Below are 15,678 nucleotides of genomic sequence, written 5' to 3' on the forward strand. Positions count from 1 at the left end.
ATGCAGGGCCTGTTTTTCGAAGACGATACGACGGTTCGTTATTTTCTCCGCGGCATTGTCATGCTGCTGGGTTTCTGGACCGCGTGGCGGGCCGGCAAGGCGGCAGCCGAAGGCTGGAACGGTTATCGCGAAGTAGTGATCTATGCGGTTCTTCTGACCTGCGCCATGCAGTTCCTGCATTACGCGCTGTTCCAGGGACCGTTTATCGACGCCTTCTATTTCGTTCTGGATCTCGTGCTTCTGTTTGCTTTTGCGCTGGCCGGTTTCCGTATCCGTCGCACCAAGCAGATGGTCCAGAACTATTACTGGCTCTACGAGCCAACCTCCGCGTTTTCGTGGAAGAACAAAGATTGACAGCCGGTCTAATCTGAATTCAGATCGGTTTGAACAAGAACAATAATACACCAAAAGGTGGAACAGCTTTCCGGCGCGACGATGGTGGGTGTCGCGCTGGATCCCAAATAATCGCTCACCTCATAAATAACTGGGAGTTATTCAATGAAGAAGTCTCTTCTTTCCGCTGTTGCGCTGACGGCCATGGTTGCCTTCGGCGGCAACGCCTGGGCTGACATCGTCATTGGCGTCGGCGGTCCTCTGACCGGCCCGAACGCCGCATTCGGTGCACAGCTCCAGAAGGGCGCCGAACAGGCCATCGCAGACATCAACGCTGCCGGCGGCATCAACGGCGAAAAGCTGTCGATCGCACTCGGCGACGACGTATCGGACGCCAAGCAGGGCGTTTCGGTTGCCAACAAGTTCGTTGCTGACGGCGTCAAATACGTTGTCGGTCACTTCAACTCGGGCGTTTCCATCCCGGCGTCGGAAGTTTATGCCGAAAACGGCATCCTCGAAATCACGCCTGCTGCAACCAACCCGGTCTTCACCGAGCGCAAGCTGTGGAACACGTTCCGCACCTGCGGCCGTGACGACCAGCAGGGCGGCGTTGCCGGCAAGTACCTTGCCGAAAAGTTTGCTGACGCCAAGGTCGCCATCATCGACGACAAGACACCTTACGGCCAGGGTCTCGCTGAAGAGACCAAGAAGGCTTACAACGCGCTCGGCAAGAAGGAAGTCGTGCGCGAAGGCGTCAACACCGGCGACAAGGATTTCTCCGCCCTCATCGCCAAGATGAAGGAAGCCGGCGTTTCGATCATCTACTGGGGTGGTCTTCACACCGAAGCCGGCCTGATCATCCGTCAGGCAAAGGATCAGGGCCTCAAGGCAACGCTCGTGTCTGGTGACGGTATCGTCTCCAACGAACTGGCCTCGATCGCCGGCGATGCCGTCGAAGGCACGCTCAACACGTTCGGTCCTGACCCGACGCTGATCCCGGAAAACAAGGCGCTGGTCGAAAAGTTCAAGGCCGCCGGCTTCAACCCGGAAGCCTACACGCTCTACTCCTACGCCGCCGTCCAGATCATTGCCGAAGGCATCAAGGCCGCCGGCAGCGCGGAAGACGCGGAAGCTGTTGCAGCCAAGCTCAAGGAAGCCACGTTCAAGACCGTTCTCGGCGACATCGCCTTCGACGAAAAGGGCGACCCGAAGCTTCCGGGCTACGTCATGTACGAATGGAAGAAGGGCCCGGACGGCAAGTTCAGCTACTTCCAGCAGGGCAGCTAAGTCGGATAGGCTTGAGCCTTGGATTGTTAAGGGAGCCCGGTGTCATGCCGGGCTCTTTGTCGTTTGGGGGACAACGGAAGTTATGTCTCAAGTCTCCCGATTGGGGCAGGGCGGTGCGCCCATCCGATCTCCCCCATGTGGGGGAGATGCCCGGCAGGGCAGAGGGGGTAATCCTGGCGCAAATGCCGCTTAGGTTTCCTCTGCCGCACCGTTGCTTACCCCCTCTGTCACCTTTCGGTGACATCTCCCCCTCAAGGGGGGAGATTATTGGGAGCAATCCGCGTCCTCAAAATTCCTTCCGCAAACTCCGGTTTTGAGGAGCCAGCAACGCCTATTGCGTATCCCGTTCCTGCCTCCGCATCAGATCCCGTTCCGACGCCGTCACCTCATCCGGTGAGGCCCGCTCATCCTCTATCTCGACCTTTGCCGCACCGCCGCCATCCCGCCAGACCTTTTGAACGGCATCGGTCGCTTCCCGTGCGGTTTGTGCCTCGAAACTGGGGCGGTTGCCATCGAGTGGCTTGATCTTGAACGACATGGTTTTGACCTCCGGGTTGTGAGGCACAACAGGGAGCGGGCAGATCGGTTCCCGTCATGGCGCGGAAAGAGCGTCACATCTCGTGCAGAACATGCGCGGCCTTGACCGCCGCCGACGCCCGGTTTTCGACGCCGAGTTTGACGTAAATCTGTTCGAGATGCTTGTTCACCGTGCGCGCCGAAAGCCCCAGAATATCGGCGATATCGCGATTGGCCTTGCCCTTGGCAATCCAGAGCAGCACTTCGGATTCGCGCTGGGTCAGCGGAAAATGCTGGCGCAGCACGGCATCGTCGGAACGTTCGCGGGCGGCGGTGAGGCGGAACAGAAACTCGTCGGCGCCGATCGCGCCGAGGAAGGAAAATTGCAGGCTGGCGGCCTCGGCCGCATTGGCCGTGGGTGCGGGGAGCGAAAAGCTGGCATCGCGGGAAAAGCCGGGCTTGCCGCGCTCGGCCATCCAGCCGGCGAGGCGGGTGGCGACGATTTCCAGCCCCTCGTCGCTGCCGGTGGCGGCATTGATCAGCCGGGTTGCCTGCGGTGTGGACCAGTGGACCGCGCCGGAGCCACGCGCGGCGAGTAGATGGCGGCCGGCGGCATCGAGCGCGACGCGGGCGCTCTGGGCCGAACGGGCATTGGACAGGTGAACGCGGATGCGGGCACGCAGCTCGTCGATATTGATCGGCTTGGTCAGGTAATCGACGCCGCCGCTATCAAGCGCGTTGACGACATGTTCGGTTTCGGTGAGGCCGGTCATGAAGATCACCGGCACCTGCGCCACCGCACCATGCGCCTTGAGGCGCCGGCAGGTCTCGAAACCGTCCATGTTGGGCATGACCGCATCCATCAGCACAAGATCGGGCGTGATGCGTTCGACGATGGAGAGGGCAGCCTGTCCCGAGGTGGCGATCAGAACGGAAAAACCGGACTGTTCCAGTGCATCGGTGAGGAAACCCAGTGCCTCCGGGCTGTCATCGACCAGAAGCACGATATCGCGGGGCGTCGTCGTGTCAGGCATGGTCGGTGTTTTCCTCGTCAAAACGGTTCAGGAAGGCCATGTAGCCGGCAATGTCGAAAGCCTGCACATAAGCGCCGGCCTGTTCCGCAAAGGGGCGATTTTCTTGCGTCTTTGCAAGATCGGCAAGTTTCGCTTCTATACCACGGACATAACCGATCTCGCCAAGCTGTAGAAGGTCCTGCAGGTGTGCGGAGCCGGGGCTTTTGACCACGGCCGGTTTTGGTGGCGGCTCAGTCGGCTGATCCTCTTCATAGGTCCATGTCAGGCCGAGATGGACGGCGAGCTTGTCGGCCAGCCGTCGGACATTGACCGGCTTGGCGATCGCGTCGTTATGCCCGTCCGTGCCTTCGGGCATGCCGGCGCCATCACCGATATTGGCCGAGAGCATGACGATCGGTGCCTTCTGTTCCAATTCGCGCAGTTTAGCGACCAGTTGCCAGCCGTTCATGCCGGGCATGGAAATGTCGACGAGAAACAGGTCCGGTTTCACCCCTTCGATCAGGGTCAGACATTCCGGCCCGCTTGCCGCCGTCAGCACGACAAAATCCATGGGCGTCAGCACCTGCCGCATCAGCTCGCGGTGGTCCTCGTTGTCATCGACCACGACGATGGTGCGGCGCGGGCCGGTATAGGAGGTAATCTTCTTTTCGAGCGCGGGCGCAGTGCTGGGGCGATGCACGGCAGACAACATCAGCCGCACCTTGAAGGTGGAGCCTTCGTCCTTGACGCTCGTCACCGCGATTTCGCCGCCCATCGTGTTGGTGAGGAGTTGGGTGATGGTCAAGCCAAGGCCGAGGCCCGGCATCGGGCGGACACTATCCGCTTCACCGCGTTGAAAAGGTTCGTAGATGCGGCCGAGGTCCTTTTCGGCGATGCCGCGTCCGGTATCGGCAATGGTGAAGGTGGCGACCTGGCTGCGATAGGCAATGTCGAAACGTACCGTGCCGTGATCGGTGAATTTGATGGCGTTGGACAGCAGGTTGACGAGGATCTGGCGCAGGCGCTTTTCGTCGGTGCGGACATATTGCGGCAGGGTTTGGGCGCGGTCGTGGGCAAAGGTCAGGCCCTTTGCCTGCGCCTGCAACGAAAACATCTCGACGATCTGGTCGAGAAAATCCTGGATGTTGATCTCGTTGGAATAGACCTGCAGGCGGCCGGCTTCGATCTTGGAAATATCCAACAGCCCGTCGATCAGACCAGACAGATGATCGGCCGAACGCTTGATCACCTTGATGGCGGATTGGCGCGGGGCAGGGATGGTGTCGTCGCGCTCGAGAATCTGGGCGTAGCCGAGGACGGCATTGAGTGGCGTGCGGAGTTCATGGGAAAGGCCGACGACATACCGGCTTTTGGCGCGGTTGGCGGCCTCGGCGGTTTCCTTGGCTTCCTGCAAAGCGGCGTCAGTTTTTTTGTGGGCGGAAATTTCTTTCAGGAGGAGGGTGTTCTGGCGTGAGGATTCCTCTTCCGCCACCACCCGGCTGTCATGGGCCAGCACATAAAACCACGAAACGATGCCGGCCATGATGGCAAAGACGAAAAACACGATGGAGATCGTGCCATAGATGATTTCGGCGTTCGCAGGTGCGGCTTCCCCGGCTTGATAGGCGATCATGCCGAGAATGCCGCCCATGGCCGAGATCGAGATGACGGCGGTGGTGGCGTATCGGCCGAGCCGGGTCGTCAGCTTGGTGATGACCGTTCCGGGCAGAAAAGTGCGGGCGACGGTGCCGACCTGCGTGTTCAGCCGCGCATGCGGTTTGCACATGTCGTGGCAGCGGCTGTCCAGCGAACAACAGAGCGAACAGATCGGAGCGGCATAGGCGGGACACCATGCCATGTCCTCGTGTTCGAACGGGTGTTCACAGATCGAACAGGTGATCGATCCGAGGGATGACCAGCTTTTGCGCTGTTTTCGGGCAAGGTAATATTTGCCCTTGGTGGCAAAGGCGATGGCTGGCGACAGGATGAGCGCGATCAGGGTGATGTAGGTGGAGAGCGACGCCCAGAGCGAGCCAAAAAGGCCGAAATGGGCGGCAAGCGCGATCGTGGCAGAGCCGAACATGGCGCCGATGCCGACCGGGTTGATGTCATAGAGATGCGCACGCTTGAACTCGATGCCCTGAGGCGACAGGCCGAGCGGCTTGTTGATGCAGAGATCGGCCGAGATGGTGCAGAGCCATGACATGGCGATGATCGAAAAGATGCCGAGTGTCGCTTCCAGCAGCCGGTAGATACCGAGTTCCATCAAAAGAAGCGCGATTGCGACGTTGAAGACCAGCCAGACGACACGGCCGGGATGGCTGTGGGTGAGGCGCGAGAAGAAATTCGACCATGCCAGCGAGCCGGCATAGGCGTTCATCACGTTGATCTTCAGTTGCGACACCACGACGAAAGCGGCCATCAGGAGCAGCGCTGCCGTCTCGTTGGGGATCATGTAGCCGAAGGCGGTGAGATACATGTGGGCGGGATCGGCGGCTTCATGCACAGGCACGGCGGTCGAAAGCGTCAGGACGGCCAGAAAGGAACCGGCCAGCAGTTTCGGCACGCCGACGACGACCCAGCCGGGGCCGGCGAGAAACACGGCGATGCGATGCCGCCATTTCCTCAGGCCGGTCGATGTCGGCAGTTCCGGTGGAAGAAAGCGCAAGAAGTCGACCTGTTCGCCGATCTGCGGCATCAGCGCCAGAATGACGGCGGAGGCCGCGCCGAATTCAACGAGATCGAAGGGAGCGGCACCGCCGATTTCGCCATTGGAATGGCCGATGCCGGCAAAGGCGCGCCAGAGATCGAACTTTTCCCAATCCAGAAACGCGATGAACACGAAGGGCAAGATGTTGAGCACGATCCAGAAGGGCTGCGTCAGAAGCTGGAAACGCGAGATCAGCTGCACGCCATAGATGACCAGCGGGATCACCACCACGGCGCTGATGATATAACCGATCCATGGCGGGATGCCGAAGGCAAGCTCCAGCGCGCCGGTCATGATCGAGGCCTCGATCGCAAACAGCATGAAGGTGAAGCTGGCATAGATCAGCGAGGTGATGGTCGATCCGATGTAGCCGAAGGATGCACCGCGCGTCAGAAGGTCGATATCGACGCCGTGGCGGATGGCATAACGGCTGATCGGCAGGCCGACGAGAAGCATGACGATGGCGGCGGCGATGATCGCGAAAAATGCGTTGGTGGTGCCGTAGGAGAGGGTGATCGTACCGCCGATCGCTTCCAGCGCCAGAAACGAGATCGCGCCGATGGCCGTCTGCGAAATGCGGCTGGAGGAAAAGCGTCGCGCGCTCTTGGCGGTGAACCGCAGCGCATAATCTTCCAGCGTCTGGTTGGCCACCCAGCGATTGTATTCGCGCCGGACAGGGATGATGCGTTGCCGTGCGGCCATGCCTAAAATCCAGCGCCTTTTGTCGAGAGGTCGATTATTGGGCAGTTTTGACTGTGGCGCAGGTTTTGACAAGCGGCTTCAAAGGGTCGTCAGCCATTGTTTTGCCGGAGTTTGCGCAAAAAATCCTGTGCCGGCTATCAAAAAAAGCCCGGTGAGACTCAAGTTTGCCATCGGTTCTTGCAAGTCGTTTTGCACGCACCATGTCAAACCTGTGACACGACGGGCAAAAGATGACCCGCATCCTGCCCGATCAACCCTTTCACTCCAGGCCCTCCCGTGACATCCACATCTCAAAATGTTCCTGAACCTTCGCAGGATTTCGGCACTTCCGGCATTGCGCCGATGGAACGTGCGAGCCCCATCACCCGCTTTTTCATGGGCATCGTTGCCTGGGCGGAGAGGCTGAATTTTAAACATGCCAAGCTCGGCAATCCGCCGGTCTATGACAATGCGACCTTTCCCTGGTCCGCCGAGATCGAAAAGGCAGCGCCTGCCATTCGTGCCGAGCTCGATCGCATTCTGGTGCGCAAGGACGAATTGCCGAGTTTTCAGGACATTTCCACCGACGTGAAGACGATCTCCACCGATCAGGGCTGGAAGACGTTTTTCCTGCTCGGTTTCGGCGTGCGCTCCGAACAGAACATAAAAGCCTGCCCCGAGACGTGGAATGCCTGCCAGAAAATCCCCGGCCTGACGACAGTGATGTTTTCGATCTTCGAACCGGGCAAACATCTGCCGGCGCATCGCGGTCCTTACAATGGCGTGCTGCGGCTGCATCTCGGCCTGATCGTGCCGGAAAATACAGGCGACAATCTCGCCATTCGCGTGAAGGACCAGATTTGCCACTGGGAAGAGGGCAAGGTGCTGATCTTCGACGATGCCTATGAACACGAGGCGTGGAACCACACGGACAAGACCCGCGTGGTGATGTTCGTGGATTTTGTCAAACCGCTCAATTTTCCGGCCCGGCTGGTCAACTGGATGCTGATGCACATGGCCATTTTCACGCCGTTCATTCGTGAGGGGCTGGATAACCACAAGGAGTGGGAAAAGAAGTTTTATGCGCAGGCCGAGGCGTTGAGGAACCGGCCGAATTGATCAACCGGTTGGCCCGATCAGCGCCAGATAGAGGCTGACGGTCACCACCGACAGAACCGTCGAGGTCAGGATGACGTTTGAGGTGACGCCGGCTTCGCGCTTGTAAAATTCCGCCAGCATGAAGGAGCCGGTGCCGGTTGGCAGCGCCGCCAGAAGCACCGCGGCATGGACGAGATGCGGCGGCAGCTCGAAGATGAGCGTGGCCAGTACCCAGGTGATAGCCGGTTGCAGCAACAGCTTGAAACCGGTCAGCAGGGTCGCAGACTTGATGTCGCGCTCCGAGCTTTCGCGTTTTGCCGCCAGAAACAGGCCAAGCGCCACCAGCGCGCAAGGGGAAGCTGCGCCGCCGAGAAGTTTCAGGAAGGTTTCGACGGGTGCGGGGACGGCCAGACCGCAGATCGGGATGATGGCGCCGATGACGGGGGCGATCAGCAGCGGATTGCGGATCAGCGAACCGCCGACCTTGATGAACAGTTTCGAGCGGCGTTTTTCGGTCTGCAATCCGGTTTCGATGAGAATTATGGCGACCGCGAACAGCACGCAGACGGTGATGATGGTGGCGATCAGCGTCGGGGCGAGTGCGGCCGGGCCAAGCGCTGCGGCCGCCAGCGGAAAGCCGACAAAACCGGTATTGGCATAGGCCGCATTCAGCCCGTCAATCGTCGCATCGGCCAGATGGCGCGGGCGGCGAAGGCGAAGAAAAATGGTCAGCACGAAGACGATGAACGCGCCGAGTGTGAAGGCGGCGATGAAGCCGGGCTGCCAGACATCGATCCAGCGTGCATGCGCGGTGATATCAAGCAGCAGCGCGGGCAGCGCCAGATAAACGACAAAACGATTGAGTTCGCTGGTGGCGTTGGGTCCGAGCGCACCGATGCGGCGGGAAAGCCAGCCGGCAAAGATCAGCGCAAAAATCGGAAGAACGACGGTAAGCGTGGCAAGCATGGTGATGACCGGAGGAAAAACTCTACGCCCGGTCTAGTCCTTGCAATCAATTCCATCCAATACTGATTTCTGTCTCAATTCATACCGGATCGGTATCATGATCGACATCAGGCAGATGCGTTATTTCGTGGCTCTGGCGGAAACCCTGCATTTCGGGCGAGCGGCCGAGCGGCTGCATATCAGCCAGCCGCCGCTCAGCCGGCAGATTGCAGCGCTGGAAGCAGAGCTAGGCGTGACGCTGCTGGAACGGCATTCGCGGCAGGCGGTGCTGACCTATGCCGGTCGCCGGTTTCTGGAGGATGCGCGCGCCGTCATCGCCAATTTCGATCAGGCCTGCCGCAATGCCGAGCTGGCCGAACATGGAGATCTGGGTGAAATCTCCATCGGCTTCATGATGCATGCCGCCTATACCGTCCTGCCGGGGCTGACGCGGCGATATGTCAACGCGCATCCGGGCGTGCATCTGGAACTGCGCGAAGTGGTGCCGGGCGGCTTGGCCGATGCGGTGCTGAAAGGCCGGTTCGATGCGGCGATCATGTTCAATCCGGGTTTCGTGCGCGGATTGGAGACCGAGATCATTCATCACGAAAACCTGTGCCTCGTCTTGCCGGTGGGGCATGTTTTGGCGGACCAGACTGTAATTTCGGCGAAACAATTGGATGGCGAGCCGCTGATCGGGGTGCCGATGGATGTGGCGCCGGTTCTGCGCGAGGCGATCACCAATTATTGCCACGCCGCCGGTTTTGCGCCGTCCTTCCGGCTGGAGGTGGAATTGCAGCAGACGATCGTCAGCCTTGTTGCGGAAAAGCTGGGCATCGCGCTGGTGCCGCAATCGATGGAGCGGCTCGGCCTGCCGGACGTGGTGTTTCGGCCGCTTCAAAATGCGCCGGTCATTCAGCATGTGGTGGCGTGGCGGTCCGGTAATCTCAACCCGGCGCTGCCGCCGTTTCTGGCCGAGGCGCGGGCAGGGCGTAGTGACAGGCCGGCGTGAGCTTCCAATCTGGCCTGCGCATGGCTCAAAGCTGCAATATCGCTTGCTATTTCACGTGGATGAGCGGCTATTCCTGAGTGTCAACATGAGGAGACATTCCATGGCCAAAGGTCAGGTACGAAGCAACAAGGAAGCGCGCAAACCCAAGAAGCACAAGGTTGCAGCAAAGGCAGCTCCGACCTTGGGATCGCAGGTCAAGCAGGCCGAAAGCGGCGACAAGAAAAAATAGGGTTGCAAACAAGGTCCGCGCCGGTCTCGTCGAGGCCGCAGAAAATGTGTTGCGCAGCGGCGGATGTTTGCGCCGCCGTTGCAAGGCCTCTTCCCCACGTCGCCGGTCACGCCGGCATGAATTTCCTTTCGGGATCGCCGCGTTACATCTTTTCGCCCGGCAGTTTTGCCGCCTGTCTTATCCAGTCGCTCAGCTTTTCCTCGAAGTCTTCACCTTCGCGGATATGGAAATAACGGGTCTCGGCATGTTTCGATGCTTCCGGCGGCATCGGGTCAAGTGACGTGCCGCGAAAGAAGGCGATCTTGATGTATTTGTCGAAGCAGTGAAGGTTCATGAACCACAGGTCGGTCTCGGTGCCGTAAAAGGGTGAGTTCCATTTCACCGCCTTGACCACGCCCGGCACGGTTTTGGTCACGATGTCATCGATCTTTTGGCCGATCGCGCTTTTCCAGCCCGGCATGGCGGCGATATAGGCGTTGACTGGCTCCTCTCCATAACCCTTGGCGATCTGTGGATTGCCGCCGGACAGCAGAACCGGCTTTTTGGTCTCCGTCATGTTTCTCCTCCCCTGATGGTGTGCGTGGAGCGTACCACTCCGCTCTGCCGGAACCAATGCTTGCGCGAAATGTCCATTTCTCCCCCTGCGAGTACGTCATTTTGCGTATTCTTGTTTGCAGTGCAGCGGCCGATAGTCCGATTAAGCAGGAGTTAACAAGAGGCTTTGCCCACCCTGCTTGAACGAACAAGAAGAGGGGTTCGACCAATGACATTCAAGGCAAAACTGGGAGGCGCGCTGCTGGCCGCCGCTTTGTCCACGACGGCTTTCCACGGCGCGTTCGCGGCCGACGACACGATCAAGATCGGGGTGCTGCATTCGCTTTCCGGCACGATGGCGATTTCGGAAACGACGCTGAAAGACGCGATGTTGATGCTCGTCGAAGAGCAGAACAAGAAGGGTGGGGTGCTCGGCAAAAAGCTCGAAGCCGTCGTTGTCGATCCGGCTTCCGACTGGCCGCTGTTTGCCGAAAAGGCCCGCCAGCTGATTTCCCAGGACAAGGTTGCCGCCGTTTTCGGTTGCTGGACGTCTTCCTCGCGCAAGTCCGTGCTGCCGGTCTTCGAGGAACTGAACTCGATCCTGTTCTATCCGGTGCAGTACGAGGGTGAGGAATCCTCGCGCAACATCTTCTATACCGGCGCCGCACCGAACCAGCAGGCCATTCCGGCCGTCGATTATCTCGCTTCCACCGAAGGCGTCGAGCGCTGGGTGCTCGCCGGCACCGACTATGTCTATCCGCAGACGACCAACAAGATCCTGAAGGCCTACCTGATGTCGAAGGGCGTCAAGGAAGAGGACATCATGATCAACTACACGCCCTTCGGTCATTCCGACTGGCAGACGATCGTCTCCGACATCAAGAAATTCGGCTCGGCCGGCAAGAAGACCGCCGTCGTTTCCACCATCAACGGTGACGCCAACGTTCCCTTCTACAAGGAACTCGGCAACCAGGGTGTGAAGGCGGAAGACATTCCGGTCGTCGCCTTCTCTGTCGGTGAAGAAGAGCTTGCTGGTCTCGATACCGCGCCTCTCGTCGGCCACCTTGCCGCGTGGAACTATTTTCAGTCCGTCGATGCGCCGGTCAATGCCGAGTTCATCAAGAGCTGGCACGCCTATACCAAGAACGACAAGCGCGTGACCAACGACCCGATGGAAGCCGCCTATATCGGTTTCAACGCTTGGGTAAAGGCCGTAGAGGCTGCCGGCACGGTCGAGACCGACAAGGTTCTCGACAGCATTATCGGCGTGTCCGTGCCCAACCTGTCTGGCGGCACCTCCACCGTCATGCCGAACCACCACATCACCAAGCCGGTGCTGATCGGTGAGATCCAGGCCGATGGCCAGTTCGACATCGTGCAGGAAACACCCGCTGTCGTCGGCGACGAATGGTCGGATTATCTGCCGGACTCGAAGGACCTGATTTCCGATTGGCGCAAGCCGATGGAATGCGGAAACTTCAACGTCGCCACTGGCAAGTGCGGCGGCAAGGGCAGCTGATCTCCGGATTTTGATAGGCGCTCCACGCAGACACTGGCTGGAGCTTGCCCCTCACCCTAGCCCTCTCCCCGTCATGACGGGGAGAGGGGACGTGCCCCAATCTGCCTCGACACTTGAGGCGGGGGACGGTGCCACATCTCCCTTCTCCCCGCTTGCGGGGAGAAGGTGCCGGCAGGCGGATGAGGGGCAGTTACGCCCGCGGCGCCAGCCACCTGGGGAACACACATATGCTTATCCGTTTCATCACTCTCATCTTCCTGATCCTCGCCTCGGCAGCGCCCACTTTTGCGCAAGGCACCGATCCAAAACCGCTGTTCAACCAGCTGGCCGACGCCAATTTCAACGAGGCGGAAAAGCTGGTGGGCGAAATCGCCGCCACCGGCGACACCCGTGTCGTACCGGCCCTTAACGCCTTTGCCGAGGGTGACCTTTATTTCCGCAAATCCGACAAGTCCGTGTTTGCCGCCAAGACCGCAGGTTCGCAGCTCGAACTGATCGATCCGGTGACGGGAGAAAGCGCCGGTCAGGTCGCCAAGGGCGCGGTGACGAAAATCAAGGTCAACAACAATCTGCGCCGTGCCATCCGCGCTGCTCTCGGCGGCCTGACGCTGATGAGCCCGGATCGTGGTGCCCGCCTTTCCGCCGCCGATGCCGTTTTGCGCTCACCGAGCGCCGAAGCGCTCGAACTGGTGGATGCAGCGCTTGCCAAGGAAACCGACGGCGAGGTGAAGGCTCGCATGGAAGAGGCGCGCGCCGTGTCGCTGCTCTCCTCCGACCGTTCCATCGATGAAAAACGTGCGGCCATCGAAACCATTGCAGGTCTCGGTGCCTCCGGCCTCGGTGTGTTGAATTCCGTGTCCTCCTCTATCGACGCCAGCCTGAAGCCCGATCTCGATGCGGCAATCACTGCGATCCAGAACGAGCAGCAGATCTGGAACATGGCGCAGAATGTCTGGTACGGCTTGTCGCTCGGTTCCGTGCTGCTGCTCGCCGCCATCGGCCTCGCCATCACCTTTGGCGTCATGGGCGTCATCAACATGGCGCATGGCGAAATGGTCATGCTCGGGGCCTATTCCACATTCGTGGTGCAGCAGGTGATCCGTGAAAACGCCCCCGGCCTGTTCGACTGGTCGCTGGCGATTGCGCTGCCGGTCGCCTTTATCGTCACCGGTGCCGTCGGCCTCGTCATCGAGCGCGGCGTCATCCGCTTTCTTTATGGCCGGCCGCTGGAAACCCTTCTCGCCACCTGGGGTGTGTCGCTGATCCTGCAGCAGGGCATCCGCACGATCTTTGGCCCGACCAATCAGGAAGTCGGCAATCCGTCATGGATGTCCGGGTCGTTTCCGCTCGGCGGCATGACGATCACCTGGAACCGCATGTGGATCGTCGTGTTTTCGCTGTCGATCTTCCTCGGCCTGCTTTTGCTGATGAAACGCTCCGCCTTCGGGTTGCAAATGCGCGCCGTCACCCAGAACCGTCGCATGGCCTCGTCGATGGGCATCAGGACGCCGTGGGTGGATGCCTTCACGTTTGCCTTGGGTTCCGGCATTGCCGGTATCGCCGGCGTGGCGCTTTCCCAGATCGACAACGTCTCGCCGAACCTAGGCCAGAGCTACATCATCGATAGTTTCATGGTCGTGGTGTTCGGCGGTGTCGGCAATCTCTGGGGCACGCTGGTGGGGGCGCTGTCGCTCGGCGTGCTCAACAAGTTCCTCGAACCCTCCGTCGGGGCCGTGCTCGGAAAGATCCTCGTGCTCGTGCTGATCATCCTCTTCATCCAGAAACGTCCGCGCGGCCTGTTCGCGCTCAAGGGAAGGGCGATCGAAGCATGATCTCCGCCTTCATTTTTCGCGCGCTGAAAGGCCATATTCTGGCGACGGTCGCGGTCATTCTGGCCGCTGCGGTTCTGGTGCCGGCTTCCAACCTGCTTTTGCCCGCCGACCATGCCCTGCATATCCCGACCTATGTCATGTCGCTGATGGGCAAATATCTTTGCTACGCGCTCTTGGCCTTGGCGCTCGATCTGGTCTGGGGGTATTGCGGCATTCTTTCGCTTGGTCACGGCGCGTTTTTCGCGCTTGGCGGTTATGCCATGGGCATGTACCTGATGCGGCAGATCGGTTCGCGTGGCGTCTACGGCAATGCCGATCTGCCGGATTTCATGGTTTTTCTCAACTGGAAGGAACTGCCGTGGTTCTGGTACGGGTTCGACATGTTTTCGTTCGCGATGCTGATGGTGCTGTTCGTGCCGGGCCTGCTCGCCTTCGTGTTCGGCTGGTTCGCATTTCGCTCCCGCGTCAACGGCGTCTATCTGTCGATTATCACCCAGGCGATGACCTATGCCTTGATGCTCGCCTTCTTCCGCAACGACATGGGCTTCGGCGGCAATAACGGCCTGACCGACTATAAGGAAATCGTCGGCTTTTCCGTGCAGGCCGGTGGCACGCGTGCGGTTCTCTTCGCCTTGTCCGCGCTCATGTTGGCGCTCTGCCTGCTGATTGCCTCGGCCATCGTCAATTCGAAATTCGGCAAGGTTCTGGTCGGCGTGCGCGATGCCGAAAGCCGGGTGCGTTTCCTCGGTTTTCGCGTAGAAAACATAAAACTGTTCACCTTCGTCGTCTCGGCCATGTTTGCCGGCATTGCCGGGGCTTTGTTCGTGCCGCAGGTGGGCATCATCAATCCGGGTGAGTTTGCACCGGCCAATTCCATCGAAGTCGTCGTGTGGACGGCAGTCGGCGGGCGCGGAACGCTGATCGGCCCGATCATCGGTGCCGTTGTGGTCAATGCCGGCAAAAGCTATTTCACCGGCGCTTTCCCGGAACTCTGGCTGTTTGCGCTGGGCGGCCTGTTCATTGCTGTCACGCTGTTCCTGCCGAAGGGCATTGTCGGCACCATCCAGAGCGGTTTTTCGGTGCGCAAGGCGATGAAGGCGGCTAGCGATGCCGAAAAGGGGCGCGGTGACGTGGCTCCGATCGCGCAGGCGGCGGAATAGGAGAGGGCGGGATCATGAACACCATTGCCGAAACACGCTCGAAAAGCCTGCTCTATCTCGAAGATGTTTCCGTTTCCTTCGACGGGTTCAAGGCGCTCAATTCGCTGTCCTTCGTGGTCGAGCCGGGAGAGCTGCGCGCCATCATCGGCCCCAATGGTGCGGGCAAAACGACGATGATGGATATCATCACCGGCAAGACCCGGCCGGATACGGGTCGGGTTCTGTTCGAGGACGAGATCGACCTGACCAAAAAGGATGAGGCAGATATCGCCCAGCTCGGCATCGGCCGCAAATTCCAGAAGCCGACCGTGTTCGAAAGCCACACGGTCTGGGACAATCTGGAGCTGGCGCTGAACCGGCCGCGCGGGGTGTTTTCGACGCTGTTCTACAAGCTGTCGGCGGATGATACGGCCCGTATCGAGGAAATTCTCGACACGATCCGCATGAGCCATCGCAAAAATGAACTCGCCGCCAATCTCAGCCACGGCCAGAAACAGTGGCTGGAGATTGGCATGCTGCTGGCGCAGGAGCCGAAATTGCTGCTGGTGGATGAGCCGGTGGCGGGCATGACCGATGCGGAAACGGCGGAGACGGCAGTGCTGCTGCGGGAGATCGCCAAAAGCCGTTCGGTCGTGGTGGTGGAGCACGATATGGGCTTTATCCGCGAGCTGGGCGTGAAGGTGACTTGCCTGGCGGAAGGTTCTGTTCTTGCGGAAGGCTCGATCGACTTCGTTTCCAACGATCCGAAGGTGATCGAGAACTATCTCGGGCGATGACACAAGTTGGCGCGGTGATGAAAAACTTCAAGT

At 59.8% G+C, this 15,678-nt stretch carries 14 protein-coding genes; 9 read left to right on the forward strand and 5 right to left on the reverse strand.

Annotation, left to right across the window (positions count from 1 at the left end; translation table 11 throughout):
• Together ACRQ1B_RS02955 and ACRQ1B_RS02960 are read left to right on the forward strand one after the other, a co-directional pair.
• The gene (locus ACRQ1B_RS02955) at positions 1-354 is read left to right on the forward strand and encodes a DUF6867 family protein (RefSeq protein WP_432292170.1); all 354 of its coding nucleotides are present in this window, start codon (positions 1-3) and stop codon (positions 352-354) included.
• A gap of 144 nt (positions 355-498) precedes the next feature.
• Positions 499-1,620 (forward strand): branched-chain amino acid ABC transporter substrate-binding protein, encoded by a 1,122-nt coding sequence (locus ACRQ1B_RS02960; RefSeq protein WP_432292171.1) that lies wholly within the window; start codon positions 499-501, stop codon positions 1,618-1,620.
• Between the two features lie 331 nt (positions 1,621-1,951).
• Here the strand turns inward: ACRQ1B_RS02960 and ACRQ1B_RS02965 are convergent, their stop codons facing one another.
• The 3 genes from ACRQ1B_RS02965 to ACRQ1B_RS02975 form a co-directional block, all read right to left on the reverse strand.
• A complete protein-coding gene (locus tag ACRQ1B_RS02965; protein WP_432292172.1) occupies positions 1,952-2,158 on the reverse strand; it encodes a hypothetical protein in 207 nt (68 codons plus the stop codon).
• A 73-nt stretch (positions 2,159-2,231) separates the two neighbouring features.
• The gene (locus tag ACRQ1B_RS02970) at positions 2,232-3,170 is read right to left on the reverse strand and encodes a response regulator (RefSeq protein WP_432292173.1); all 939 of its coding nucleotides are present in this window, start codon (positions 3,168-3,170) and stop codon (positions 2,232-2,234) included.
• Positions 3,163-6,561, reverse strand: a complete 3,399-nt coding sequence (locus tag ACRQ1B_RS02975) for a hybrid sensor histidine kinase/response regulator (RefSeq protein ID WP_432292174.1) — start codon at positions 6,559-6,561, stop codon at positions 3,163-3,165. The genes ACRQ1B_RS02970 and ACRQ1B_RS02975 overlap by 8 nt, the downstream gene beginning before the upstream one ends.
• A gap of 276 nt (positions 6,562-6,837) precedes the next feature.
• On the opposite strand from ACRQ1B_RS02975, the gene olsC reads away from it, so the two are divergent.
• Entirely contained in the window at positions 6,838-7,659 is an 822-nt protein-coding gene (gene olsC, locus ACRQ1B_RS02980) for an ornithine lipid ester-linked acyl 2-hydroxylase OlsC (RefSeq protein ID WP_432292175.1), read from the forward strand.
• On the opposite strand, the gene ACRQ1B_RS02985 is transcribed toward olsC, so the two are convergent.
• Entirely contained in the window at positions 7,660-8,604 is a 945-nt protein-coding gene (locus ACRQ1B_RS02985) for an AEC family transporter (protein ID WP_432292176.1), read from the reverse strand.
• A 97-nt stretch (positions 8,605-8,701) separates the two neighbouring features.
• Here ACRQ1B_RS02985 and ACRQ1B_RS02990 point away from each other — a divergent pair, with 97 nt between their 5' ends.
• Together ACRQ1B_RS02990 and ACRQ1B_RS02995 are read left to right on the forward strand one after the other, a co-directional pair.
• A complete protein-coding gene (locus ACRQ1B_RS02990) occupies positions 8,702-9,595 on the forward strand; it encodes a LysR substrate-binding domain-containing protein (RefSeq protein WP_432292177.1) in 894 nt (297 codons plus the stop codon).
• Positions 9,596-9,695: 100 nt separating this feature from the next.
• A complete protein-coding gene (locus tag ACRQ1B_RS02995; protein ID WP_432292178.1) occupies positions 9,696-9,824 on the forward strand; it encodes a hypothetical protein in 129 nt (42 codons plus the stop codon).
• Positions 9,825-9,966: 142 nt separating this feature from the next.
• Here ACRQ1B_RS02995 and ACRQ1B_RS03000 read toward each other — a convergent pair whose 3' ends face one another.
• Positions 9,967-10,380 carry a DUF1801 domain-containing protein gene (locus tag ACRQ1B_RS03000; protein ID WP_432292179.1) on the reverse strand — a complete coding sequence of 138 codons (414 nt, stop codon included), beginning with the start codon at positions 10,378-10,380 and terminating at the stop codon, positions 9,967-9,969.
• A 207-nt stretch (positions 10,381-10,587) separates the two neighbouring features.
• Between ACRQ1B_RS03000 and urtA the strand changes: the two genes are divergently transcribed.
• From urtA to urtD, 4 genes are all read left to right on the forward strand, one after another.
• The gene (urtA, locus tag ACRQ1B_RS03005) at positions 10,588-11,877 is read left to right on the forward strand and encodes an urea ABC transporter substrate-binding protein (protein ID WP_432292180.1); all 1,290 of its coding nucleotides are present in this window, start codon (positions 10,588-10,590) and stop codon (positions 11,875-11,877) included.
• A gap of 227 nt (positions 11,878-12,104) precedes the next feature.
• Positions 12,105-13,709, forward strand: coding sequence for an urea ABC transporter permease subunit UrtB (urtB, locus tag ACRQ1B_RS03010; protein WP_432292181.1), 1,605 nt, complete (start codon positions 12,105-12,107; stop codon positions 13,707-13,709).
• The gene (gene urtC / locus ACRQ1B_RS03015) at positions 13,706-14,869 is read left to right on the forward strand and encodes an urea ABC transporter permease subunit UrtC (protein WP_432292182.1); all 1,164 of its coding nucleotides are present in this window, start codon (positions 13,706-13,708) and stop codon (positions 14,867-14,869) included. Before urtB ends, urtC begins: the two co-directional genes overlap by 4 nt.
• A 14-nt stretch (positions 14,870-14,883) precedes the next feature.
• On the forward strand, positions 14,884-15,645 hold the full coding sequence (gene urtD, locus ACRQ1B_RS03020; RefSeq protein WP_432292183.1) for an urea ABC transporter ATP-binding protein UrtD: 762 nt from the start codon (positions 14,884-14,886) through the stop codon (positions 15,643-15,645).
• The last annotated feature ends 33 nt before the right edge of the window (positions 15,646-15,678 follow it).

This window comes from Endobacterium panacihumi (genome assembly GCF_050847465.1).
Classification (GTDB): domain Bacteria; phylum Pseudomonadota; class Alphaproteobacteria; order Rhizobiales; family Rhizobiaceae; genus Neorhizobium; species Neorhizobium panacihumi.

What these genes read in the sequence shown, in the direction of transcription:
- ACRQ1B_RS02955 (WP_432292170.1), top strand. Translation starts at nt 1, where the DNA reads ATGCAGGGCCTGTTTTTCGAAGACGATACGACGGTTCGTTATTTTCTC.
- ACRQ1B_RS02960 (WP_432292171.1), top strand. Translation starts at nt 499, where the DNA reads ATGAAGAAGTCTCTTCTTTCCGCTGTTGCGCTGACGGCCATGGTTGCC.
- ACRQ1B_RS02965 (WP_432292172.1), bottom strand. Translation starts at nt 2,158, where the DNA reads ATGTCGTTCAAGATCAAGCCACTCGATGGCAACCGCCCCAGTTTCGAG.
- ACRQ1B_RS02970 (WP_432292173.1), bottom strand. Translation starts at nt 3,170, where the DNA reads ATGCCTGACACGACGACGCCCCGCGATATCGTGCTTCTGGTCGATGAC.
- ACRQ1B_RS02975 (WP_432292174.1), bottom strand. Translation starts at nt 6,561, where the DNA reads ATGGCCGCACGGCAACGCATCATCCCTGTCCGGCGCGAATACAATCGC.
- ACRQ1B_RS02985 (WP_432292176.1), bottom strand. Translation starts at nt 8,604, where the DNA reads ATGCTTGCCACGCTTACCGTCGTTCTTCCGATTTTTGCGCTGATCTTT.
- ACRQ1B_RS02990 (WP_432292177.1), top strand. Translation starts at nt 8,702, where the DNA reads ATGATCGACATCAGGCAGATGCGTTATTTCGTGGCTCTGGCGGAAACC.
- ACRQ1B_RS02995 (WP_432292178.1), top strand. Translation starts at nt 9,696, where the DNA reads ATGGCCAAAGGTCAGGTACGAAGCAACAAGGAAGCGCGCAAACCCAAG.
- ACRQ1B_RS03000 (WP_432292179.1), bottom strand. Translation starts at nt 10,380, where the DNA reads ATGACGGAGACCAAAAAGCCGGTTCTGCTGTCCGGCGGCAATCCACAG.
- urtA (WP_432292180.1), top strand. Translation starts at nt 10,588, where the DNA reads ATGACATTCAAGGCAAAACTGGGAGGCGCGCTGCTGGCCGCCGCTTTG.
- urtB (WP_432292181.1), top strand. Translation starts at nt 12,105, where the DNA reads ATGCTTATCCGTTTCATCACTCTCATCTTCCTGATCCTCGCCTCGGCA.
- urtC (WP_432292182.1), top strand. Translation starts at nt 13,706, where the DNA reads ATGATCTCCGCCTTCATTTTTCGCGCGCTGAAAGGCCATATTCTGGCG.
- urtD (WP_432292183.1), top strand. Translation starts at nt 14,884, where the DNA reads ATGAACACCATTGCCGAAACACGCTCGAAAAGCCTGCTCTATCTCGAA.